The 22,847-nt window shown below is 66.2% G+C and carries 21 protein-coding genes; 14 read left to right on the plus strand and 7 right to left on the minus strand.

All coding sequences use genetic code 11. The features are described from left to right. The first annotated feature begins 76 nt into the window (after nucleotides 1-76). The 3 genes from clpA (at nucleotide 77) to ACMZ91_RS07460 (ending at nucleotide 3,120) form a co-directional block, all read left to right on the plus strand. Nucleotides 77-2,362, plus strand: a complete 2,286-nt coding sequence (gene clpA, locus ACMZ91_RS07450) for an ATP-dependent Clp protease ATP-binding subunit ClpA (protein WP_049421950.1) — start codon at nucleotides 77-79, stop codon at nucleotides 2,360-2,362. A 183-nt stretch (nucleotides 2,363-2,545) separates the two neighbouring features. After that, a complete protein-coding gene (locus ACMZ91_RS07455; RefSeq protein WP_125895706.1) occupies nucleotides 2,546-2,824 on the plus strand; it encodes a type II toxin-antitoxin system RelE/ParE family toxin in 279 nt (92 codons plus the stop codon). 8 nt (nucleotides 2,825-2,832) lie between these two features. Then, nucleotides 2,833-3,120, plus strand: a complete 288-nt coding sequence (locus ACMZ91_RS07460) for a HigA family addiction module antitoxin (RefSeq protein ID WP_032127356.1) — start codon at nucleotides 2,833-2,835, stop codon at nucleotides 3,118-3,120. Between the two features lie 48 nt (nucleotides 3,121-3,168). On the opposite strand, the gene ACMZ91_RS07465 is transcribed toward ACMZ91_RS07460, so the two are convergent. From ACMZ91_RS07465 to aat, 4 genes are all read right to left on the minus strand, one after another. Beyond that, complete coding sequence (locus tag ACMZ91_RS07465; RefSeq protein WP_414576479.1) at nucleotides 3,169-3,546, minus strand: hypothetical protein; 378 nt, start codon at nucleotides 3,544-3,546, stop codon at nucleotides 3,169-3,171. A gap of 129 nt (nucleotides 3,547-3,675) precedes the next feature. Continuing rightward, a complete protein-coding gene (locus ACMZ91_RS07470) occupies nucleotides 3,676-3,948 on the minus strand; it encodes a hypothetical protein (RefSeq protein ID WP_049399363.1) in 273 nt (90 codons plus the stop codon). Nucleotides 3,949-4,119: 171 nt separating this feature from the next. Further along, nucleotides 4,120-4,338: a translation initiation factor IF-1 gene (gene infA, locus ACMZ91_RS07475; protein ID WP_005409596.1), complete on the minus strand. Its 219-nt coding sequence runs from the start codon at nucleotides 4,336-4,338 to the stop codon at nucleotides 4,120-4,122. Nucleotides 4,339-4,424: 86 nt separating this feature from the next. Further along, complete coding sequence (gene aat, locus ACMZ91_RS07480; RefSeq protein ID WP_414576481.1) at nucleotides 4,425-5,165, minus strand: leucyl/phenylalanyl-tRNA--protein transferase; 741 nt, start codon at nucleotides 5,163-5,165, stop codon at nucleotides 4,425-4,427. A 72-nt stretch (nucleotides 5,166-5,237) separates the two neighbouring features. Between aat and ACMZ91_RS07485 the strand changes: the two genes are divergently transcribed. Then, nucleotides 5,238-6,506 (plus strand): hypothetical protein, encoded by a 1,269-nt coding sequence (locus tag ACMZ91_RS07485; protein WP_414576483.1) that lies wholly within the window; start codon nucleotides 5,238-5,240, stop codon nucleotides 6,504-6,506. Nucleotides 6,507-6,591: 85 nt separating this feature from the next. Here ACMZ91_RS07485 and ACMZ91_RS07490 read toward each other — a convergent pair whose 3' ends face one another. Both ACMZ91_RS07490 and trxB read right to left on the minus strand, forming a co-directional pair. Then, the gene (locus ACMZ91_RS07490) at nucleotides 6,592-7,716 is read right to left on the minus strand and encodes a GNAT family N-acetyltransferase (protein WP_414576485.1); all 1,125 of its coding nucleotides are present in this window, start codon (nucleotides 7,714-7,716) and stop codon (nucleotides 6,592-6,594) included. 101 nt (nucleotides 7,717-7,817) lie between these two features. Next, nucleotides 7,818-8,789, minus strand: coding sequence for a thioredoxin-disulfide reductase (trxB, locus tag ACMZ91_RS07495; RefSeq protein ID WP_014037154.1), 972 nt, complete (start codon nucleotides 8,787-8,789; stop codon nucleotides 7,818-7,820). Nucleotides 8,790-9,022: 233 nt separating this feature from the next. Here trxB and ACMZ91_RS07500 point away from each other — a divergent pair, with 233 nt between their 5' ends. The 5 genes from ACMZ91_RS07500 (at nucleotide 9,023) to ACMZ91_RS07520 (ending at nucleotide 16,200) form a co-directional block, all read left to right on the plus strand. Beyond that, nucleotides 9,023-11,383, plus strand: coding sequence for a DNA translocase FtsK (locus ACMZ91_RS07500; RefSeq protein ID WP_032127351.1), 2,361 nt, complete (start codon nucleotides 9,023-9,025; stop codon nucleotides 11,381-11,383). 39 nt (nucleotides 11,384-11,422) lie between these two features. Beyond that, nucleotides 11,423-13,366, plus strand: a complete 1,944-nt coding sequence (locus ACMZ91_RS07505) for a DUF3857 domain-containing protein (RefSeq protein WP_049463335.1) — start codon at nucleotides 11,423-11,425, stop codon at nucleotides 13,364-13,366. Between the two features lie 111 nt (nucleotides 13,367-13,477). Further along, nucleotides 13,478-14,116 carry an outer membrane lipoprotein periplasmic chaperone LolA gene (gene lolA, locus ACMZ91_RS07510; RefSeq protein WP_049452651.1) on the plus strand — a complete coding sequence of 213 codons (639 nt, stop codon included), beginning with the start codon at nucleotides 13,478-13,480 and terminating at the stop codon, nucleotides 14,114-14,116. A 227-nt stretch (nucleotides 14,117-14,343) separates the two neighbouring features. Continuing rightward, on the plus strand, nucleotides 14,344-15,621 hold the full coding sequence (locus tag ACMZ91_RS07515; protein ID WP_014037159.1) for a replication-associated recombination protein A: 1,278 nt from the start codon (nucleotides 14,344-14,346) through the stop codon (nucleotides 15,619-15,621). A 189-nt stretch (nucleotides 15,622-15,810) separates the two neighbouring features. Continuing rightward, the gene (locus ACMZ91_RS07520; RefSeq protein WP_049463336.1) at nucleotides 15,811-16,200 is read left to right on the plus strand and encodes a DUF805 domain-containing protein; all 390 of its coding nucleotides are present in this window, start codon (nucleotides 15,811-15,813) and stop codon (nucleotides 16,198-16,200) included. Between the two features lie 126 nt (nucleotides 16,201-16,326). Here ACMZ91_RS07520 and ACMZ91_RS07525 read toward each other — a convergent pair whose 3' ends face one another. Beyond that, on the minus strand, nucleotides 16,327-17,163 hold the full coding sequence (locus tag ACMZ91_RS07525; RefSeq protein ID WP_152911163.1) for a class I SAM-dependent methyltransferase: 837 nt from the start codon (nucleotides 17,161-17,163) through the stop codon (nucleotides 16,327-16,329). Nucleotides 17,164-17,366: 203 nt separating this feature from the next. On the opposite strand from ACMZ91_RS07525, the gene ACMZ91_RS07530 reads away from it, so the two are divergent. The 5 genes from ACMZ91_RS07530 (at nucleotide 17,367) to ACMZ91_RS07550 (ending at nucleotide 22,793) form a co-directional block, all read left to right on the plus strand. Further along, on the plus strand, nucleotides 17,367-18,395 hold the full coding sequence (locus ACMZ91_RS07530; RefSeq protein WP_049463338.1) for an alpha/beta hydrolase: 1,029 nt from the start codon (nucleotides 17,367-17,369) through the stop codon (nucleotides 18,393-18,395). Between the two features lie 122 nt (nucleotides 18,396-18,517). Further along, nucleotides 18,518-19,894: a YncE family protein gene (locus ACMZ91_RS07535; protein ID WP_049463339.1), complete on the plus strand. Its 1,377-nt coding sequence runs from the start codon at nucleotides 18,518-18,520 to the stop codon at nucleotides 19,892-19,894. A gap of 51 nt (nucleotides 19,895-19,945) precedes the next feature. After that, nucleotides 19,946-20,995 (plus strand): heme/hemin ABC transporter substrate-binding protein, encoded by a 1,050-nt coding sequence (locus ACMZ91_RS07540; protein ID WP_049463340.1) that lies wholly within the window; start codon nucleotides 19,946-19,948, stop codon nucleotides 20,993-20,995. Next, entirely contained in the window at nucleotides 20,992-22,035 is a 1,044-nt protein-coding gene (locus ACMZ91_RS07545; protein ID WP_012511012.1) for a FecCD family ABC transporter permease, read from the plus strand. The genes ACMZ91_RS07540 and ACMZ91_RS07545 overlap by 4 nt, the downstream gene beginning before the upstream one ends. Beyond that, a complete protein-coding gene (locus ACMZ91_RS07550) occupies nucleotides 22,032-22,793 on the plus strand; it encodes a heme ABC transporter ATP-binding protein (RefSeq protein WP_049463341.1) in 762 nt (253 codons plus the stop codon). Before ACMZ91_RS07545 ends, ACMZ91_RS07550 begins: the two co-directional genes overlap by 4 nt. The last annotated feature ends 54 nt before the right edge of the window (nucleotides 22,794-22,847 follow it).

Genomic DNA, 22,847 nt, shown 5'->3' on the forward strand with positions numbered 1-22,847 from the left:
ACGCAGCAATCCGCTAGGGTGATGGAAATCGCGTAGTCAGGCCGCATATTGTCCCCATCTGCCGCCGGAGTAATCCATGTTCAGCAAAGACCTCGAACACACCATCGGCCAGTGCTACAAGCGCGCCCGTGAGGCCCGGCATGAGTTCATGACGGTCGAACACCTGCTGTTGGCACTGCTCGACAACCCGTCCGCCCAGGCCGTACTGAAGGCCTGTGGCGCCGACGCCGAACGCCTGCGCCAGGAGCTGGAGCAGGCCATCGAGGCCTCCGTGTCCCGCCTGGCCGAAGATGACGGCCGCGATACCCAGCCGACCCTGGGCTTCCAGCGCGTGTTGCAGCGGGCCGTTTACCACGTGCAGTCCTCGGGCAAGAAGGAGGTCACCGGCGCCAATGTGCTGGTCGCCATCTTCGGCGAGAAGGACTCGCACGCCGTCTACTACCTCAACCAGCAGGATGTCACCCGGCTGGATGTGGTCAATTACCTGTCCCACGGCATCGCCAAGCTGGGCGAGGAAGGCGAGCAGCCGTCCTCCTCCTCCGAGGGCGAAGGCCGCATCGAAGGCGGGGAGGGCGAGCCGAAGGGTGATGCCCTGACCGAGTTCGCCAGCAACCTCAACGAACAGGCCCGTGCCGGTCGCATCGACCCGCTGGTCGGCCGTGCCGACGAGATCGAGCGCACCATCCAGGTCCTGTGCCGCCGCCGCAAGAACAACCCGCTGTACGTGGGTGAGGCGGGCGTAGGCAAGACCGCCATCGCCGAGGGCCTGGCCCGCCGCATCGTCGAGGGCTCGGTGCCCGACGTTCTGGCCGATGCGGTGATCTATTCGCTCGACCTGGGCGCGCTGGTGGCTGGCACCAAGTACCGCGGCGACTTCGAAAAGCGCCTGAAGAGCGTGCTGACCGCGCTGAAGAAGGTGCCCAATGCGGTGCTGTTCATCGACGAGATCCACACCATCATCGGTGCTGGCTCGGCGTCGGGCGGCACCATGGATGCCTCCAACCTGATCAAGCCGGCGCTGGCGTCCGGAGAGCTGCGCTGCATCGGCTCGACCACCTTCCAGGAGTACCGTGGCATCTTCGAGAAGGACCGGGCGCTGGCCCGCCGCTTCCAGAAGATCGACATCGTCGAGCCGACCGTCGGCGAGACCTACGAGATCCTGCAGGGCCTGAAGTCCAAGTACGAGCTGCACCACGGTGTGACCTATTCCGACGAGGCGCTGCAGGCGGCGGTGGACCTGTCGGTGAAGCACATCGGCGACCGCCTGCTGCCGGACAAGGCCATCGACGTGATCGACGAGGCGGGCGCCCGCCAGCGCCTGCTGCCGGAAGGCCAGCGCAAGGAACTGATCGACGTCGAGGAAGTGGAGGCGATCGTCGCCAAGATGGCGCGTATCCCGACCAAGCAGGTCAGCGCCACCGACAAGGATGTGCTGCAGCACCTGGAGCGCAACCTGAAGATGGTGATCTTCGGCCAGGACCCGGCCATCGAGACGCTGTCCTCGGCGATCAAGCTGGCCCGTTCGGGCCTGGGCAACCCGGAAAAGCCGATCGGCAACTTCCTGTTCGCCGGTCCCACGGGTGTCGGCAAGACCGAGGTGACCAAGCAGCTGGCGCTGCAGCTGGGCATCGAGCTGGTCCGCTTCGACATGTCCGAGTACATGGAGCCGCATTCGATCAGCCGCCTGATCGGTGCGCCTCCGGGCTACGTCGGCTTCGACCAGGGTGGCCTGCTGACCGAGAAGATCGTCAAGACGCCGCACTGCGTGCTGCTGCTGGACGAAATCGAAAAGGCGCATCCGGACATCTTCAACATCCTGTTGCAGGTGATGGACCGCGGCGTGCTGACCGATACCAACGGTCGCGAGGCCAACTTCAAGAACGTCGTGCTGGTGATGACCACCAATGCCGGTGCGGCGCAGGCCTCGCGGCGTTCGATCGGCTTCACCAAGCAGGACCATGCCACCGACGCGATGGAGACCATCCGCCGCAGCTTCACCCCGGAATTCCGCAACCGCCTCGACGCGGTGGTGCAGTTCCAGGCGCTGGGCTTCGAGCACATCCTGCGCGTGGTCGACAAGTTCCTGATCGAGCTGGAGATGCTGCTGCAGGACAAGCACGTCAGCCTGTCGGCCACCCCGACCGCGCGCGACTGGCTGGCCCACCATGGTTTCGACCCGCTGATGGGTGCCCGCCCGATGGCCCGCGTGATCCAGGACAAGATCAAGCGTCCGCTGGCCGACGAGCTGCTGTTCGGCAAGCTGGTCAACGGTGGCAAGGTCAGCATCGATGTCCGCGATGACGAGCTGGTGGTCGAGACCCAGGCTGAGCCGGAGCGGCTGCTGCCGGTCACGGTGGAATGAGCTGATGCCATAGGCTTGGCGTGAAAGCCTGGAAATGACAAGGGCGGCTTCGGCCGCCCTTGTTGTTTCCAGTGGGGCTGTCGTCCGCGGCCTTGCTTGAACGGAACGGAGGTGCCAATGCTGTCTTCTGGTCGCGATGGGGTGTTGCCCTGTTTGTATCGCGAAACGATACAGGATACAGTGATGATCATCGGTTTTCGCCACAGGGGCCTCGAGCGGCTCTACCGTTCCGGCAGTAGCAGTGGAATCCGCCACAGTCACGCCAGCAAGGTGTTGTTGATCCTGTCGATCCTGGATGTTGCTTCGGGTCCTGAGGATCTGGCCATGCCTGGATTGCGTCTGCATAAGCTCCGGGGCGGCCTGAAAGGGCATTGGTCTGTATGGGTCAATGGAAACTGGCGGATTACCTTCCGTTTCGCCGGCAGCGACGTGGAGCTGCTGGATTACCTGGACTATCACTGAGGCCGCGCATGATTCATCACCATCCGCATCCCGGGCAGGCGATCAAGGCAATGGTCTTTGATCCAATGGATCTGTCTGTGACCGAAGCGGCCGAGCGCCTGGCAATGTCGCGGGTAGCCCTTTCGCGGGTTCTGAACGGCAAGGCGGGCATCAGTCCTGACCTGGCCATCCGCCTTGAGATGGCGGGGGTGAGTACTGCGGTTTTCTGGATGGGGCTGCAATCCAGCTACGATCTCTGGTTGGCACGGCAGCGCGCGCAACCGAGAGTGTTGTCGCTGGTTGCCGCGACGCGTTGACGTATATCGCGACAAGGGCGGCTTCGGCCGCCCTTGTCCTGTCTGGGGTCAGCGGCTGCGGCGGCGCGCCTCACGCTTGAATCGCTCGGAATCGATCGGCTCGATGCGTGCAACCTCGCAGCTGCCGCGACCTGTGTCCAGTGCGCTTCGGCCCTCGCTGCACAGCTCGTCAGCTTCTTTGCCGTCGGTCTTGAAGCCGAGGCGGGTGGCCAGTACGGCAGAAGGGCAGCTGTTGCGGAAATGCACAACATAGTGGTCTTCGCCGGAGCGAAGCAGGATGTTCTTGTCGGCGCCGGCGCGAACGATCTGCTGTTCGCCGGTCAGTGATACGCACTGTGCCGGCGCGGTGTCGGCGGCATGGGCGGACGACGCCAGCAGGGTGACGGCAGACAAGGCCAGGGGGATGAGCAGGGAAGACAGGTTCATGGCGGGGCAGGGGGCAGCGATCCGGACTGGATCGGATCCCAGGATGCCGCCGCCGCTGCAAATGCGAATCTGCCGCAAGCAGGGCTGACCGACGCCACGGTGAGATCGGTCACGATGACCTTTGGCGCCTCAGGCCGCGATCGAACGGAATCCCTGCTGGCGCCCCTGGTCGCCGCCGTCTTCGATGACAAAGGCGACCGCCTCGTGCGGAATGTGCAGGCGCTGCTTGAGGGTGCTGCCCATATGCGGAATCTCGCGCTGCACGGCCAGGTACAGCGGGTGCGAGGCGTCCATGCTGGTGCAGACCAGGCAGGGCTGGCCGAACCAGGTGCCGTCCGGGCCCTTGCTGGCGTAGCAGCGGCTGGTGACGGACTGGGGGTCCAGGACGATCAGGTAGGTCATGCGCGCAACGCCTTCTGTGAAGAACGCGTTGAGTCTAGAGTCGCGGAGCGATGCGGTATTTCGGACAGGGACGAAAATCGAGCGGTCCCGGTGCCGGTCGCCTTCTTCCGCGCACGACAAAGGGCCAGCAGCGAGGCCGGCCCTGTCGGAGTGGCGCAATGCGCCGACCGCTTACTTCATGCGGTAGGTGATACGACCCTTGGTCAAGTCGTACGGGGTCATTTCAACCTTGACCCGGTCACCGGTGAGGATGCGGATGTAGTTCTTGCGCATGCGGCCGGAGATGTGGGCGATGATTTCGTGCCCATTTTCCAGACGAACGCGGAAAGTGGTGTTCGGCAGCGTCTCGCTGACGGTGCCCTCGAACTCGATGGAATCGTCTTTCGACATGTAGTCCTGTGCGGTTCAGAAAACGGCCACGCTGGGCCTAAGGCGCGGTATTTTACGCGTGATGGGCCCGGCTTGCAAAGTTTGTGTTAACCCCCGGCCAAACGCTGTGCTGGCAAGCGTCCTACCGCCTGGGTCCAGGGGCCTTCACGGCCGTCACGGTGGACGGCCTGGCGGACGTGCTCCAGAAAGTCTGCGCGCGGCAGGTGCTCGGCGCCCATCCGCAGCAGGTGCGGATTCTCCACCTGGGCATCGATCAGTTCCCAGCCCCAGCCACGCAGGGTGGCTGCCAACGCGGCCAGGGCGATCTTGGAGCCGCCACTGGCGCCACTGAACATGCTCTCGCCGAAGAACATGGCACCGATCGCGACGCCATAGATGCCGCCGACCAGGGTCTGCCGATCCCAGACTTCGAAGGAATGGGCGAAGCCAAGGTCGTGCAGTTGGCTGTAGGCCTCGACCATCGCCGGGCTGATCCACGTACCGTCCTGGCCAGGGCGTGGTGCGGCGGCGCAGGCGCGCATCACCTGGCTGAAGGCGGTGTCGGCGGTGACCTCCCACGTGCTGCTGCGCAGCTGGCGGCGGAAGCGGCTGGACAGATGCACGCCGTCGGTGCGGAACACCATGCGCGGGTCCGGCGACCACCACAGGATTGGCTCACCCTCGCTGAACCACGGAAAGATACCGCCGGCGTAGGCATTGAGCAGACGCACCGGATGCAGGTCGCCGCCCACCGCCAGCAGGCCATCGGGCTGGCGCAGTGCGGTCTCGGCCGGAGGGAAGGGGGCGTCCGGCGCATCGGCCAGGCGCCAGGGCAGCTGGCGGGTCATGGGGCCATTGTATTCGTCGTGGTGATTCGTGATGTCTGGCACCATCACTGTTCACCGGCAAGGAGCCTCCGAATGAGTGACTCGATCAGCGCCATCCTCGACCTGCATGACGCCCCGCGCACGCGCAACGACAGCCAAGGCATGCTGCTGTCGATGGCCACTGAACAGCCGCGTCAACTGGGAGAGTTGATGCTGCAGGCGCTGGCGCGGCCTTCGCCGGGCTCGGCCTTCCTCGACATGGCACTGGACCTGCTGCCGGATGACGCGGTGCCCGCGGTCGCGGCCGACGCGTGGCGCCGCTATCGCGCGGGCGAGCGCGGTGACGTGTTGACGAGCGTGATGGAGTTCGCCAGCTATCAGGCGCCGCAGGTGCTGCAGGACGATTGGGAGGCATTGCTGGCGGTCGCCAGTGAGGATGAGGTGCAGTTGGCCACGCAGGTCTGGCAGGGCCTGCCCAGCGCGACGGCCGCGCATTGGGCGCAGGTCCTGGCCGAAGCCGATGACGATCGCGAAACGGCGCGGGCCAGGGCGTTGCTGCTCGCCGCCCAGCCCGAAACCTACGCCATTGCTCGCGGCTACCTGGTCGACTGGGGGCGGTTGGATGCCGAGGTCTGGGCGCACTGGGCCGGCGTCGCCGAAGGTCCGCAGCCGCGTCGCCTACATGGCGAGCGGCCATTGCACTTCCGCTTCGGCCGCGAACAGCATCGCGCGCAGCAGGCGGACGAACCGAGCTGGCGCAAGCGCACCTGGCGCCTGCACCCGACCTGGAATGGTGGGCAGGTACACCATGCTGGGCAGATGGGAGGGCCGCTGGAAGCGCTGTGTAGCAGCTGCCATGCGCCGCTTCAGCGCCTGCTGCAGACCGATGCCGCCGCGCTGCAGCCGGGCGCGTCGGGCGAGATCACGCTGGGGCTGTGCCTGGACTGCTGCGGCTGGGAAGACCCGCCCGTGCGTTTCTATCGCCATGATGCGGCCGGCCTGCCCAGCTGCCACCCCAGCCAGCACCGTGAGGTGCCGAACACACCCACCGACAGTGGCGACCTGATGCAGGCCGAGGTGGGTCTGGTCGCCATGGACAGTGCGCGCTGGCAACAACAGGACTGGGGCCAGTCCAATCATCGGCAGAACCTGTCGCGTGTGGGCGGAGCGCCAAGCTGGGTGCAGAGTGCGTGGTACCCGGCGTGCATCGATTGCGGCGAAGAGATGCCGTTCGTGATGCAGCTGGATTCGACACTGCCGACCACGGGTGAGGGCACGCTGCTGTGGGGCAGCGGCGGCATGCTCTATACGTTCTGGTGTGCAAAGTGCCGGGTGAGCGGGCACTTCTGGCAGTGCACCTGAGCACAGCGCCCTCGCTATTGCCTTGGTAGGTGCCAACCTTGGTTGGCACGCTTTTCGGCACCGCGCCAATCGAGCAAGCGCGCCTCTACGGTTCTACGCGGAACGGCCCATGCCCCTGCAGCTCCTGCTGGTAACGCCGCACATTGCGCCGCTCCTGCCGGCACCAGTCCTGCAGTGCGTCTGCGAAATCCGGATCGGCCACCCAGTGCCGGCTGCGCACCAGCGTCGGCAGGAAACCGCGCGCCAGCTTGTGCTCGCCCTGTGCGCCCGGCTCGAAGCGGGTCAGCCCTTCGCGCAGGCAATACTCGATGCCTTGGTAGTAGCAGGCCTCGAAGTGCAGGCCGGGCAGGGTGGCGCCGCCCCAGTAACGGCCGTACAGCGTGTCGCCACCCCGCAGGCACAGCGCGCCGGCAATCGGCTCGCCGTCCTGTTCGGCCAGGAACAGCACCAGCCCCTGACCCAAAGAAATGGCCAGATGACGCAGGAAGGTCTCGGTCAGCGCCGGGGCATTGCCGTACTCGAGGAACGTCTGCAGGTAGAAGCGGTACATCGCCTGCAGATCGGCGCGGCTCGCTTCATCGCCGTGCACCACTCGGAAGGTGATGCCTTGGCGCATGACCTTGGCCCGTTCCTGACGGATATTCTTGCGATGCTTGTGGTTCATCGCACCGAGGAACTGGTCGAATGTCGTCCAGTCACCCGGGTTCTGCCACTGGAACTGCACGTCTTCGCGCAGCAGCCAGTCATCGCCGAACAGCGCCTCGTCCAATGCGGTGTGGAAGTTGATATGGGCCGAGGACACGTCCAGTGCCGGCAGCGCCTCGCGCAATGCCGACAGCAAGGTGGCGCGCCCTGAATCGTGACGGGCCAGCAGCCGCGGGCCGGTGACCGGCGAGTACGGCACCGCGCCCAGCCACTTCGGGTAGTAGTCGCGGCCGTGGCGGGCATGGGCGTTGGCCCAGGCGTGGTCGAACACGAATTCGCCGTGCGAGTTGGTCTTCAGGTAGCCCGGAATGGCGCCGACCAGAGTGCCCCCCTCCCACAGAGTGAAATGCTGCGACTGCCAGCCCCAGTCCTCGCGCAGGCAACCGTGCTGTTCAAGCCCGGAAAGGAAGGCATGACTGACGAAGGGGTTGCGACCGTCGTGCAGTGCATCCCAGTCGGTGGCGGAAACGGACTGCAGGGAGTCGAGGAAACGGGGGGAGGGCATGAGGAAAGGATAGGGCAGATGAAACAGAAAGGCCGACGCACTGGCGTCGGCCTTTTGCCTGAGTCGAGCCTGGCTCGACGCTACAGCAGCGGGTTCGCCTCTCAGCTGGCCTTGCCCTGTGCGTCCAGGTAGCGCTCGGCGTCCAGTGCGGCCATGCAGCCGAAACCGGCCGAGGTGATCGCCTGGCGGTAGTGCTGGTCGGCCACGTCGCCGGCGGCGAACACGCCTTCCACCGAGGTCTGGGTGGCGTTGCCGCCCAGGCCCGAGCGGATTTCCAGGTAGCCGTTGTTCATCGCCAGCTGGCCGTCGAACAGGGTGGTGTTCGGGTGGTGGCCGATGGCCACGAAGAAGCCGTGGGCGTCGATGTCGCGGGTGCTGCCGTCCAGGGTGGACTTCACGCGCACACCGGTCACGCCGGCATCATTGCCCAGCACTTCTTCCACCTGGTGGTGCCAGACGGTCTCGATCTTGCCTTCGGCGACCTTCTTGAACAGCTTGTCCTGCATGATCTTTTCCGCCTTCAGGGTGTCGCGGCGGTGGACCAGGTAGACCTTGCGGGCGATGTTGGACAGGTACAGCGCCTCTTCCACGGCGGTGTTGCCGCCGCCGACCACGACCACGTCCTGGTCGCGGTAGAAGAAGCCGTCACAGGTGGCGCAGGCAGACACGCCGCGGCCCTTGAACTCGTCCTCGGTCGGGATGCCCAGGTACTTGGCGGTGGCGCCGGTGGCGATGATCAGGGCATCGCAGGTGTACTCGTGGCTGTCGCCGATCAGCTTGAACGGGCGCTGCGACACGTCGGCGGTGTGGATGTGGTCGAAGATGACTTCGGTCTCGAAGCGCTCGGCATGGGCCTGCATGCGCGCCATCAGGTCCGGGCCCATCAGGCCGTGGGCGTCGCCCGGCCAGTTGTCCACCTCGGTGGTGGTCATCAGCTGGCCGCCCTGCTGCAGGCCGGTGATGACGACCGGCTTCAGGTTGGCGCGGGCGGCGTAGACGGCGGCGGTCCAACCGGCCGGGCCGGAACCGAGGATGACGAGGCGCTGGTGGCGGGAGGGCAGGCTGGTGCTCATGTAGACTCGCGAAAAAGTAGATGGGACAAGGCGCTGGCGATGTTTGCGCAGCATCCGTGGCTGGTCATAGAGTGGCGGCTGGGGCAGGGCGATTCAAGCCGATGAACAGAACGCCGTCATCCAGCAGTAGTTCCGGCCCTCCGATTGCCCTGTCAGATGTCGCATAACTGAAAACTGACGCCGTCTCATTTATTATCAATCACTAACAGCGCATTCCAAAGGTATGGTCTAAGGTGGCGAAGCAGGTCCCCGAACGCTCCAAGTCCGACGACAGCAAGGCGTCACGTCGCACGGCCGCGGCGGCGACGACCGACAATCCACGCCGCCAACGCCTCTGGCGCGACCTTGGCCTGATCGCCATCGCGCCGGCGCTGCTGTACCTGGCGGCCAGTCTGTTCACCTATTCAGCGACCGACCCGGGCTGGTCGCACACCGGCAGCGTGGTCGCGCCGGTGCACAACCTCGGCGGCCGCGCCGGCGCCTGGATCGCCGACGTGCTGCTGCAGCTGTTCGGCTACATCGCCTTCCTGTTGCCGGTGGTGCTGGGCGCGCTGGCGTGGATCGCCATGTTCGGCCTCAAGCGCGAGAGCAAGGGCGAGAACGATCTGGACCCGGCGCTACGCCTGGTTGGCCTGGTCGGTTTCCTGATCGCCGGCACCGGCTTCCTGCATGTCCGCCTGTTCAGTGGCGATGTCTCCAGTGCCGGCGGCATCCTCGGCAAGCTGGTCGGCAATTCACTCACGGTGGGCTTCGGTGCGCTGGGCGCGAACCTGTTCGTGCTGGTGCTGCTCTTGGCCTCGATCACCCTGGCCACCGGGCTGTCCTGGTTCACGGTGATGGAGAAGATCGGTCGCGGCGTGATGTCGCTGGCGCCGTTGCTGGCGCGCAAGAAGGAAGAGGTCACCGAGTGGCAGCAGACCCGGGTGATGCGCGAGGAGCGCCAGGAAGTGCGCAAGGCCGATGCCGAGGTGCGCGCCAAGCGCGAGCCGGTGAAGATCGAGCCGCGCCCGGAACCGGTGATCGAGAAGAGTGACCGGGCCAAGCGCGACACGCAGATCCCGATGTTCCGTGGCGTCAACGGCGACGGCTCGGACCTGCCGCCGCTGGCCCTGCTGGACGATCCCAAGCCGCAGCCGGTGGGCTATGACAAGGAAACCCTGGACGCGCTGTCGCGGCAGATCGAGTTCAAGCTGAAGGATTTCCGCATCGACGCCCAGGTGGTCGGCGCCAACCCCGGCCCGGTCATTACCCGCTTCGAGATCGAGCCGGCGCCGGGCATCAAGGTCAGCCAGATCAGTTCGCTGGACAAGGACATCGCGCGCGGCCTGTCGGTGAAGTCGGTGCGCGTGGTCGACGTCATTCCGGGCAAGTCGGTGATCGGCCTGGAAATTCCCAACGTCACCCGCGAGATGATCTACCTCTCCGAGCTGCTGCGTTCGAAGGAATACGACAAGTCGGCCAGCGTGCTGACCCTGGCGCTGGGCAAGGACATCGCTGGCCGCTCGACCGTGGCCGACCTGGCACGCATGCCGCACCTGCTGGTGGCCGGTACCACCGGTTCGGGCAAGTCGGTTGCGGTCAACGCGATGGTGCTGAGCCTGCTGTTCAAGGCCTCGCCGAAAGACCTGCGGATGCTGATGATCGACCCGAAGATGCTCGAACTGAGCGTCTACCAGGGCATCCCGCACCTGCTGGCGCCGGTGGTCACCGACATGAAGGAGGCCGCCAACGGCCTGCGCTGGTGCGTGGCCGAGATGGAGCGCCGCTACAAGCTGATGAGCGCGGTGGGCGTGCGCAACCTGGCCGGCTTCAACAAGAAGGTGAAGGAAGCGCAGGACGCCGGCCAGCCGCTGATGGACCCGCTGTTCAAGCCGAACCCGGAGCTGGGCGAGGCGCCGCGGCCGCTGGAGACGCTGCCGTTCATCGTCATCTTCATCGACGAATTCGCCGACATGATGATGATCGTCGGCAAGAAGGTGGAAGAGCTGATCGCGCGCCTGGCACAGAAGGCCCGTGCGGCCGGCATCCACCTGATCCTGGCCACCCAGCGCCCGTCGGTCGACGTGATCACCGGCCTGATCAAGGCCAACATCCCGACCCGTATCGCCTTCCAGGTCAGCTCCAAGATCGACTCGCGCACCATCCTCGACCAGTCCGGCGCGGAAACACTGCTGGGCCACGGCGACATGCTGTACCTGCCGCCGGGTACCGCCATGCCCGAGCGCGTGCACGGCGCCTTCGTCTCCGACGAGGAAGTGCATCGCGTGGTCGAACACCTCAAGGCGATGGGCCCGGCCGACTACGTCGACGGCGTACTGGACGAAGTGCAGACGATGGGCGACGGCGTGGTCGTCGGCGCCACCGGCCTGCCCGAGAACAGCTCTGCCGGCGATGAGTCCGACCCGTTGTATGACGAAGCGCTGCGGGTGGTCACCGAGACCCGGCGTGCCTCGATTTCCGGCGTGCAGCGCCGGCTGAAGATCGGCTACAACCGTGCAGCGCGATTGATCGAGGCCATGGAAGCGGCCGGCGTGGTCAGTCCGCCCGAGCACAATGGCGACCGCACGGTGCTGGCACCGCCGCCGCCGAAGTAAGACCCGACGTATCCCCCACGACGTCCAAGGAACCGACGCATGCTTCACCCCGTACCAAGCGCGCTGGCACTGGCGCTGGCAGCCTTCCTGGCTGCCGGCCCGGCACTGGCAGACACCGCCACCTCCGCGCCCGCCACGGCGCCGCCTTCCACCAGCGGCGATACCGAAGCCAGCAATAATTTCAGCATTGTCCGTTACCGCGCCGACTACCAGGTGCGGCCGGATGCGGGCAATGTGCAGACCGAAACCTACGAAGTCCTGCTCAAGACCAAGGCCTCGGTCGAGCAGTTCAGCCAGGTGCGGCTGAGCTACAGCGAGAAGATGGAGACGCTGGAAGTACTCGGCGCCTACACCATCACCGCCGACGGCCAGCGCCGCGACGTGCCGGCCGACCGCATCTACACCCAGGAAAGCTATTCCAGCGCCTCGGCGGCGATGTATGCCGACCGCAAGGTGCGGGTGATCGTGTTCCCGAACCTGGCCCCGGGCACGCGCCTGTTCTACCAGGTGCGCCGCACCCAGGCCACGCCGTACTTCCCCGGCTACTTCGGCCTGTGGGAAACCTTCAATGTCTTCACCGAGTACGAGGACGCCGAGGTCACCCTGAGTGCGCCGGCCAACCTGCCGATGTTCGTCGACAGCCGCGGCGTGCAGGGTAGTGATCGCCCGACGGTGAAGAACGGACAGGCACAGTGGCGCTGGCGCTACCAGCGTCGCGAAGCCATGCCGGCGCAGAACTGGTCGGCGGCGGGCTGGGAGTTCGGCCCGAACATCATGGCCAGCACCTATCGTGACTGGTCGCAGATGGGCCGTGCCTACCAGCTCAAGGCCGGCCCGGCGGCACAGGTCACGCCGGAGCTGCAGGCGCTGGCCGATGAGATCACTGCTGGCATCAGCGACCGTCGCGAGCAGGCCGACGCGTTGTACCGCTGGGTGGCGCAGAACATCCGCTACGTGGCGGTGTACCTGGGCAACGGTGGCCTGGAGCCGAACAGTGCGCAGAGCATCCTCGACAACCACTATGGTGACTGCAAGGACCATGTGACGATCCTGGAGGCGCTGCTGGCGGCCAAGGGCATCGCCAGCTCACCGGTGCTGATCGGTGCCGGTGGCGGCCCGACACTGCCGAAGATTCCGGTGCTGGGTCGCTTCAACCACGCCATCACCTACATTCCCGAGTTCGATCTGTACCTGGATTCGACCACGGCGTGGGCGCGCTTCGGCCAGCTGCCGGAAGGCGACCTCGGTGCGCCGGTGATGCGTACACGCGACGCCACGCTGGCGCGCACCCCGGCCAACACGCCGGAGCGTAACGCCACCTCGATGGAAGTGCGTTTCACCTTCGACGCCAACGGCAACCTGCGCGGCGAGACGATTCCGAAGCTGGGCGAGAACGCCGAGATCGGCATGCGCGCCCAGTTCTCCCAGCTTAACGCGCAGAACCGTGCGCGCGCTGAAGAGCAGATCATGGCCGCGTCCGGTTTCGATGGGCGAGGGCAGCTGCAGATCCAGGGCGTGCCGGTGGACCTGACCCGGCCGTTTGGCTACCGCATGGCGTTCCAGGCCGAGGACTACGCCGACTTCAGCGTGGCCGGAGGCATGGCCGTGCCGGACCCGCCGGGTGGTGAATCGGTGCGCGGCCTGTACGCCACCGCCTCGGCGCCGGCCAACGAGACGCCGTTCTACTGCAATGCCAGCCTGCGCGAGGAAACCTATCGCCTGCAGTTCCCGGCCAATGCGCCGATCATCGCCATCCCGGCCAGCCAGCGTTTTGCCAACGCCGCCGGCGAGTACCGGGTGGACTGGAGCCGCGAGGGCCAGGACGTGATCGTGCATCACCGGTTGCAGCAGAACGCGGTGCGTGGACCAGAGGCGCTGTGCCAGCCGCAGGACTATCCGGCGTTCCGCGCGCTGTACCGCGAAGTGCGGCGCGGCTTCCGCGGGCAGGTGCTGTACGGCAAGCTGCCGGGTTCCGGCGGCTGAATCGCCGATGGACGCTCGGGGCGGCATAATGTCGCCCTGATCGCCCATTCATCTTTCCCCGGGCACACTGGTAACCACCTTTCCTGGCGCCCGCGCCCACAGGATTCCCGCATGAACTTCCGCTTCCGCCGTTTCCTTGCCACCACCACCCTGGCCGTGGCCTGCGCCGCCGCCGGCAGCGCCTGGGCTGGCGCCCGCGATGACCTGAAGACCTTCACCAGTGGTCTGAAGGGCCTGGATGGCCAGTTCAGCCAGCAGGTGTTCGACAGCCGCGGCAAGGTGAAGGAATCGACCAGCGGCCGCGTGGCGCTGTCGGCGCCGCGCCTGTTCCGCTGGGAATACGTGCGCCCGCACGAACAGCTGATCGTGGCCGACGGCAGGAAGGTCTGGATGTACGAGCCGGACCTGGAGCAGGCCACTGTTCGCGAGCAGGGCAAGGAAGAGCAGAACAGCCCGCTGACCGCGCTGATCAACCCGGCGCTGCTGGAGCAGCAGTACGACGTCAGCGAAGAGGCCGCGCAGCGCGACGGCCTGCAGTGGCTGTCGCTGTCGCCGAAGCGCGAGACCGAAGCCAGCTTCCAGTACGCCGCGCTGGGCTTCAATGCCCAGGGCCTGGCCAAGATGGAAATCACCGACGCCGTCGGCCAGCGTACCGTGATCACCTTCAGTGGCTGGAAGCGCAACCCGGGCTTCGCCGCCGGCACCTTCAGCTTTACCCCGCCGAAGGGCACCGACGTCATCGGTAACTGATCTCTGGGCGGAAACGCCTTGGTGGGTGTCAACCTTGGTTGACACGCTTTTGATCTGCCGGCCAGCGGCCGGCACTACCGATCACGGCCTGCCGCTGGTGGCTGCCAACCTTGGTTGGCACGCTCTCGCGGTACAATGAGCGGGTGGCAAGACATCGTTCAACTTCCTTCCCCGGCCCCGATCTGCTGAGCGTCGATCGGGAACATCTGCGCCCACTGGCCGAGCGCATGCGCCCACGCACCCTCGACGAGATGGTCGGGCAGAAGCGCCTGCTGGCGCCGGACAGCGCGCTGCGTCGCGCGGTCGAGTCCGGTCGCGTGCACTCGATGATCCTGTGGGGGCCGCCGGGCTGCGGCAAGACCACGCTGGCACTGCTGCTGGCCGAATATTCCGACGCCGAGTTCCGTGCGATCTCCGCGGTGCTGTCCGGCCTGCCGGAAGTGCGCCAGGTGCTGGCCGAGGCGGCGCAACGGTTCGCCGAAGGCCGGCGCACCGTGTTGTTCGTCGATGAGGTGCATCGCTTCAACAAGGCGCAGCAGGATGCGTTCCTGCCGCACATCGAGCGCGGCACCATCCTGTTCGTCGGTGCCACCACCGAGAACCCGTCGTTCGAACTGAACTCGGCGCTGCTGTCGCGTTGCCGCGTGCACGTGCTCGAAGGCGTTTCGCCTACCGATATCGTCGAGGCGCTGGAGCGTGCGCTCGGTGACCGCGAACGCGGCTTGGGCGAGGAGGGTATCGAGGTCGCCCCCGAGCTGCTGCTGGAAATCGCGACCGCCGCCGACGGCGACGTGCGACGTGCGCTGACCCTGTTGGAAATCGCTGCCGAGCTGGCGGGCGGGGAGGGTGGTCGCATCACCCCGCAGACCCTGACCCAGGTGCTGGCCGATCGCACCCGTCGCTTCGACAAGGGCGGCGAGCAGTTCTACGACCAGATCTCAGCGCTGCACAAGTCGGTTCGCAGTTCCAACCCGGATGCCGCGCTGTACTGGCTGACCCGGATGCTCGATGGCGGCTGCGATCCGTCCTACCTGGCCCGCCGGCTGACCCGCATGGCCATCGAGGACATCGGTCTGGCCGATCCGCGCGCGCAGAGCATGGCGCTGGAGGCCTGGGACATCTACGAGCGGCTGGGTAGTCCGGAAGGCGAGCTCGCCTTTGCTCAGCTGGTGCTGTACCTGGCCAGCACGGCCAAGTCGAATGCCGGCTATGCGGCCTTCAACCAGGCCAAGGCCGATGTGCGCGAGAGTGGCACCGAAGAAGTGCCGCTGCACCTGCGCAACGCACCGACCAAGCTGATGAAGGAGCTGGGCTACGGCGCCGAATATCAGTACGACCACGATGCTGAAGGTGGCATTGCGCTGGACCAAACCGGTTTCCCGGATGCGATGGGCGAGCGCGTGTACTACAACCCTGTGCCGCGCGGCCTGGAAATCAAGCTGAAGGAAAAGCTGGATCGGCTGCGCGCCGAGCGCGAGGCGGCAAGGGCGGCAAAGGGCCGCTGACCCAGCTCTTGCAGAGTCGAGCCATGCTCGACTTCGCTCTTGCGCGGGTTACGGGTGCCTTCTGGAGCAGCAGCCGAGCATGGCTCGGCTCTACAGGGGGCAATGGCAGTCGAGCATGGTTCGTCGCCACATTGTCCTGTGCGCCTGCATTTGGCACACTCCGCGGCTTCTCTTTCAAGGATCGATGCCGTGCAGGAAATGATTCTGCCGTTGAAGCGCTACGCCCAGTTCGAGGGCCGCGCCAACCGCCGCGAGTACTGGATATACCAGCTGTTTCTGTTCCTGGTCGCAACCGCGGTGATGCTGCTGGCCGGTGTGCTGGCGATCCTCCTGCGCAACAGTCCCGATGCACTGGCCGGCATCCTGATCGGCATGGTGGTGCTGCTGGGTGTGATGTGGCTGGCCACGATCGTGCCGCTGATTGCCGTGACCGTGCGCCGCCTGCATGACTGCAACCAGTCGGGTTGGCTGTTCCTGCTGGCGCTGGTGCCGGGCGGTGGCATTGTGATCATGATCTTCTCGCTGCTGCCGGGCACGCCGCAGGAGAACGTGTACGGTCCGGTGCCCACGGGGCCGTGAGGCTGCGGGAGTCGAGCATGGCTCGACTCTACCAGGGCAATGAACTGAAGCCGGCGTTTCGCCGGCTTCGTCATTTCCATGGGGGTGCCGGTTGCGCAAGGGAGGATGTCGGAGGGGGCTGACGGCCTATGCGGCGCGTGCCGTGATGGGCAAGCCCAGCAGGCTGTCGTGGATGATGCCCCATTGCGGGTACTGGCTATCGTGCAGCTTGACGTCAACAAAGCCGGCTTCCCCCAGCAATCGCACCAGGTGAGGATACGAATAGATCCTCAGTTCCAGAGTTGAGCCGTCACCACCATGGAAGGATAGGTCAGAAAATCGTTGCTCCCTGCCATCACTGGTGATGTTGACAAGAACCCGATCCGCACCTTCGCCCTCGATCCGGTAGTCATTGAGCTCAGGGAAGTGCTCAATCGTGACCTCGTGAAATCCATAGGGAACGGTGAGTACAAGCAGCCCGCCCGGCTTCAACAGCGCACGCAGATTGCCGAGCGCACGCTCGCACGGACCATCCACATGCTCGAGAACATCGGAAGTGACGACGAAGTCATACTTGCCCAAGTGGTGTGCAGCCGGGTATCGGATGTCCAGCATCGGCTCGGTATGGAAGTACGTATTGATGTAGTTGAACTTGCGGCGCAGGGCAGTGGCGTAGATATGAGCGTCGGTCATTCCGATCCCTTTGATCTGCTTGCGCGGAGGAATCCGCTCAAGCACGCGGATCTCGCGCCATTCGTCCGTCTCTGACTGCAGGGCAGCCATGAGGGCGCGGAATCGAAGGGTGGATCCGCAGCCGATGCAGCTGCGGGATTCTCTCTCGGCAATGACCTCGCGGGATGCTCGCAGGCGGAAGCCGCAGATATTGCAAGCGGGCCTTTCCACTGTCGGAGTACTCACGGGGAAGACGTGCGGCCGAATCGTGTCGAGCGCCTGTCGGGCAAGGTTGCGGAAAATGGAATACACGCTGTGGCAGTCCAGGGTCTATTTGATGCCGCCTAGCTTGCCGCAAGCCAATGGTATGAATCCAGCGTGCGCTTCGCCCTCGAGGTCTGGCTTGCGCGCGTGATACACAGCGTGACGTTCGATCGATGTGATAATCATTCGCGTTTAAGGTAGACTGCGGTCCCTTGTGAACCGGCGGCCGTGAGCCGCTTCTGCTGCCGCTGATGAAGCATTTCGTCCCGCCTTCGCGCCGTGGTCCACTGGCCCGCGGCCTGGTCGCCTTGATGATGGGTCTGCTCCTGGCCACCCCGTACGCCCATGCCCAGCAGCGCAATCCGCTGCAGAAGATCGGCCACACCGTGCTCGACGAACCGGCGGCGAGCTATCGCTTCGAGCAGTTCGTGGTGGACAGCCCTGACCAGCAACGCCGCTGGCGGGTGAATGTGGCGATCCCGGCCAAGGCCGGCAAGGCGCCGCTGCCGGTGTTGTACGCGCTGGATGGCAATGCGGTGGCGATGGTGCTGGACCAGCCGCTGCTGGCCGAGCTGGCGGCACGCAGGGCGCCGCCGGTACTGGTGCTGATCGGTTACGACAACGACCTGCGCATCGATTCCAAGGCGCGCACCCGTGACTACACCGCGTGGATCGATCGCGCCGACGACGAGAGCGGTACGACCCAGGCGGTTGGCGGTGGTGCTGCCGCGTTCCTGGATGTGATCGAACGCCGCATCAAGCCGGAAGTCGAGCGCCGCGCACGCATTGATACGCAGCAGCAAGCACTCTGGGGCCACTCGCTGGGTGGGTTGTTCGTGCTCAATGCGCTGTACACCCGTCCCGCCGCCTTCCAGTCCTATCTGGCGGCCAGTCCGTCGCTGTGGTGGAGCCAGGGCGCGGCGCTGGGTGATCCGGAACAGCAGTTCGTGCAGAACGTCCATGGCCAGCCAGCAAAGCTCTGGCTGATGCTGGGCGGTGCCGAGCGTGTTGGCGATCGCGGCAAGCGCGACATGAACAATCCGCGCGTGGTCGCACACCTGCGCCGCATCGGTGGCGCCACGCCGGATGCGGCGATGCAGCTGTCCGAGCGGTTGGCCAAAGTGCCGGGCATGCGCGTGCAGTACCGCGAGTTCCCCGGCCTCGGCCATGGCCCGATGCTGCCCGCGTCGTTCCACGCTGCGCTGCATGAGCTGTACGGCGTGACCGACCGCAGCGCCGGTGACGGCGCGCTCAACGGTGGTGACAACGCCGCCGAATGAATCCCTTCGCATGCCAAGGCGTGCGACCCCACTACCCAGGCGAGGCTGCCGATGTGCAGCGGCCCAGGCAACCGATGAATCCCGCGTCACGTGGCGCGGCCTACGTGTGCAAGGAGCCTTCCATGTCGTTCCGTCCGTCTTTCCGTCTCACTTCTCTCGCCGCTGGCCTGTTGCTGGCCGTGACCGCCACCGCACAGCCGGTGTTCGATCAGCCGGCCAACGCCACCTTCAAGGGTGAGGTCGTCTCGCGCGGTGAGAACGTGGTTCCCGGCAGCACTGCCGACGTGGTCGGTCGCGGTTTCGTGCCGGGCCAGAAAGTCAGCCTGCTGCGTGGCGACAGCGTGCTCAACACGCAGCCGCTGGTGGTCGATGCCGATGGCAACTTCAAGACCCAGCTGAGCATTCCGGCCGATGCCGTGCCGGGTACCCACCCGGTGGTGGTGCGCGCCAGCCAGCCGGCTGCAGCCACCGTGCTGAAGCTGCGCGTCTCGCCGCAGTTGCCGCTGTCCGGCCAGGCGCAGTTCGCCATCCAGTCCAACAAGCTGGTGCCGGGCCTGTACCAGTCCGCCTACAGCGCAGCCAGCAACGCGGTATTCGTGACCTCGGCCGTGGGCCGCCCACCGGTGACCCAGTCGCAGCTGCTGAAGCTGGACCCGAAGTCGCTGAAGGTGACCAAGGCGATCACCCCGGCGCAGGTGCCGGGCAGCACCAATGGTGCGGTGTACGCGGTCTACGGCGTTGGCGTGGATGACACCAACGGCAACGTGTGGGTCACCAACACCCGCCAGAACTCCATCGCGGTCTACCGCCAGAAGGACCTGTCGCTGGTCCACCAGTTCCCGGTCGATGCCGTGCCGCACGCGCGCGACGTGGTGGTTGATGGCACCCACGGCAAGGTGTTCGCCTCGGCCACGGGCGAGGACCATCTGTCGGTGTTCGACGCCAAGACCCTCAAGGAGCTGCCGGCGGTGACGCTGGAGTCCGGCGTGGACGACGGCAAGTTCACCCCGATGAGCCTGGTGCTGGACGAGAAGGGCGGCAAGCTGTTCACCGTCAGCATCGGCACCCCGGAAGCGGCAGTGATCGACGTCGCCAGCGGCAAGGTCGAGAAGGTCATCGACCTGGGCAACTCGATCAGTGCCTCGGGCGTGGCCTTCGACGCAGCGCGCAACCGCCTGTACGTGGCCTCGCAGGGCACCGACAACCTGCTGATCGTCGATGTGGCCGCCGGCAAGGTGCTGCACGATGTGCCGGTCGGCGCCGGCGCGCTGAACGTCGCCTTCGATGATGCTTCCGGCCTGGCCTACGTCAGCAACCGTGGCGCTGGCACGGTCACCGTGGTGAACGGTGACGGCAAGGTGGTCGCCAACCTCGACGGCGGCACGCTGCCGAACCACGTCCGTGCCGATGGCAAGGGCAACGTGTTCGCGGTGAACAAGTCGCGCGGTGCTGAAGATCCGAAGGGTGACCGCATCACCCGCATCACCCCGAAGCAGTAAGTCACACGGCGGGGCGGCGTGCGCATCGCCCCGCCAGCAAGGAGAACGAGCATGAACATCGCGTCCCGTCTGCGCCTGTGTGCGCTTTCATTGGCTGTCTCGCTGGCACTGGCTGCCTGTGGCGGTTCATCGACGCCCTCGGACAGCGGCAAGCCGGTTGAGCCCGCCGCCGCCGCAACCGCGGCTGGCGAAGTTGCGTTGCCTGTAGGCTGGCAGCGCGTGGCTGGCACCGATATGCCGGTCGTGCGCGACCAGAAGGCAGTGCTGCCGGCCAAGGTGCATTCCGATGACGGCGCCGACGTCGAGGTGGCCGATACCAGCCGCATCATCGCCGGTGGTGACGACGTGATCGCGGTGATCGAGGCGCTGGGACTGGACAAGCAGGTGTTCGCAGCGCCGACCAATACCACCACCCAGGCTGGCCTGGCTGCCCCGCACCAGTTCCTGTTCAACCGCACCACGGGCGTGGAGGGCGTGCTGAGCCTGCAGGGGTCGCTGTTCCTCGGCAACAGCCTGCGCCGCCACACCGAGCTGGCGAAGAAACTGCGTGAGGTGGGCGAACCGGCGGTGGTCATCGATGACCTGCAGCCGGCACCGGACAAGGTGCGCAAGGTCGCCGCCGCACTAGGGCTGGCCGAAGCAGGGCAGGCACTTGCCACGCAGGTGCAGCGCCAGCTCGATGAGGCTGCAGCGATTGGCAAGGGCCTGGGCCATGCGCCACGACTGATCCACGTGTCGGCCACCGGCGCCGGTGGCTCACCCACCGTTGCGGGTGCCGACAGTGCGTCGGCGCAGCTGATCGCACTGGCCGGTGGCGTCAACATCGGCACCGAGGCGGGTGTGAAGAACTACTCGCAGCTGAGCAATGAGGGCGTGGTCGCGGCGGCACCGGAAGTGATCCTGGTGACCGAGCATGACCTGCAGCTGTTCGGCGGTGCCGAGGGCCTGTGGAAGGCGTACCCGACGCTGAAGCAGACCCCGGCCGGGCAGGCCAATCGGGTCTGGGTGATGCCGGATGTGCAGCTGAAGTACACAAGTGTCGGTTCCGGTGCTGGTGCGCTGGCGCTGGCCAAGGCCCTCGCGGCGTTGCCGAAGGCATGAGTCCGGCGGATCGGCGCCGCCGTCGCGGGCGGACGATGTTGCTGGTGGCGTTGCTGGCACTGCTGGGGGCAGTGCTGGCCTCGTTCGCCGTGGGCCCGCTGCGGCTGCCGCCGATGGAGGTGATGCAGGCGTTGGCGGTGAAGCTGGGTCTGCTCGATCCGCAAGCGGTCAGCAGCCGCGACCTCGCTGTGGTCTGGCAGCTGCGTATTCCGCGTGCCCTGTTGGGCGCGATGGTCGGTGCGTCGCTGGCGATGGCCGGTGCCAGCCTGCAGGGCCTGTTCGGCAATCCGCTGGCCGATCCCGGCATTGTCGGTGTAAGCCAGGGCGCCGCACTGGGTGCAGTTGCCGCCATCGTGCTGGGTGCTGCGGGCGCGGCCGGTTGGCTGGTGCCGGTGGCCGCGTTCGCTGGCGGCGCACTGGCCATCGGCCTGACCTACGCGTTGGCCCGGCCCGGCAAGGGCACGGGCAACGCCACGCTGCTGCTGGTCGGTATCGCGATGGCCGCGTTCTGCTCGGCGCTGATCGGTTTCCTTACATATATCGCCAGCGAGAGCGAGCTGCAGTCGCTGGTGTTCTGGCAGATGGGCTCGCTGGCGCGCGCCAACTGGGCCGATGTGGCGGCCGTGGTGCCGTTGTTTGCCATCGGTGTGTTCGCGCTGCAGCGGTTGGCCACGCCGCTGGACATGCTGGCGCTGGGCGAACGCCAGGCACAGCACCTCGGGCTGGATGTGACCCGCACGCGGCGTCGTCTGGTGGCGTTCAGTGCGCTGCTGGTGGGCGCAGCGGTGGCGTTTGCCGGTTCGATCAGTTTCGTCGGCCTGGTGGTGCCGCACGTGGCGCGCCTGCTGGTCGGCCCTGGTCATCGCTGGTTGCTGCCGTTGTCCGGGCTGCTGGGCGCACTGCTGATCGTGGTGGCCGACACCGCGGCTCGCACGCTCGATCCCCCGGCGGAGATTCCGCTGGGCCTGTTCTCGGCCGCGCTGGGTGCGCCGTTCTTCCTCTGGCTGGTGCTGCAGCAGCGCCGCAAGGCCGCGCCATGAGCGTGCTGCTGAAGCTGCATGAGGTGGTGGTACGCCGCCAGCAGCGCGAGATCCTGCACGGCATCTCGCTGGCGTTCGAACCGGGTACGGTCACCGCACTGGTTGGCCCGAATGGCGCGGGCAAGTCCACGTTGTTGGCGGTCGCCGCCGGTGACCTGCGCGCTGACGCGGGCGAAGTCAGTCTGCTGGGCCGGCCGCTGACCAGCTACAAGGCCGGGCCACTGGCGCGCGAGCGCGCGGTGATGCCGCAGGAGCACGGCGTGCGCTTCGCGTTCAGTGTGGAAGAAGTGGTGGCGATGGGGCGGCTGCCGCATCCGCCGGATCCAGCCGTGGACGACGCCCAGGTGGAAGCGGCAATCGATGCCGCCGAGCTGCAGGCGCTGCGCCTGCGCGAGGTGCAGCAGCTGTCCGGTGGCGAGTCCGCCCGGACGACGTTCGCGCGCGTGCTGACGCAGGACACGCCGCTGCTGCTGCTGGATGAGCCGACCGCAGCGCTGGATCTGCGTCACCAGGAACGCACGCTGCGCAGTGTGCGCGCCTGTGCCGAGGCCGGTGCGTGCGTGATCGTGGTGCTGCACGACCTCAATCTGGCTGCCGGCTATGCCGACCGCATCGTGCTGCTGGAGCAGGGCAGGGTGGCGGCCGATGGCACGCCGTTGCAGGTGCTCACCGAAGACAACCTGCAGCGGGTCTACCAGCAGGATGTGGTGGTGCTGGAGCACCCACGGCGCGGCGTGCCGCTGGTGGTTGTGACCTGAGCGTCCAGTCGTTCTGCGCGGCCACGTATCATGTGCAGTTCGTTTTCTTCAATG

It is taken from the genome of Stenotrophomonas sp. FR024, from assembly GCF_047500745.2.
Classification (GTDB): domain Bacteria; phylum Pseudomonadota; class Gammaproteobacteria; order Xanthomonadales; family Xanthomonadaceae; genus Stenotrophomonas; species Stenotrophomonas maltophilia_A.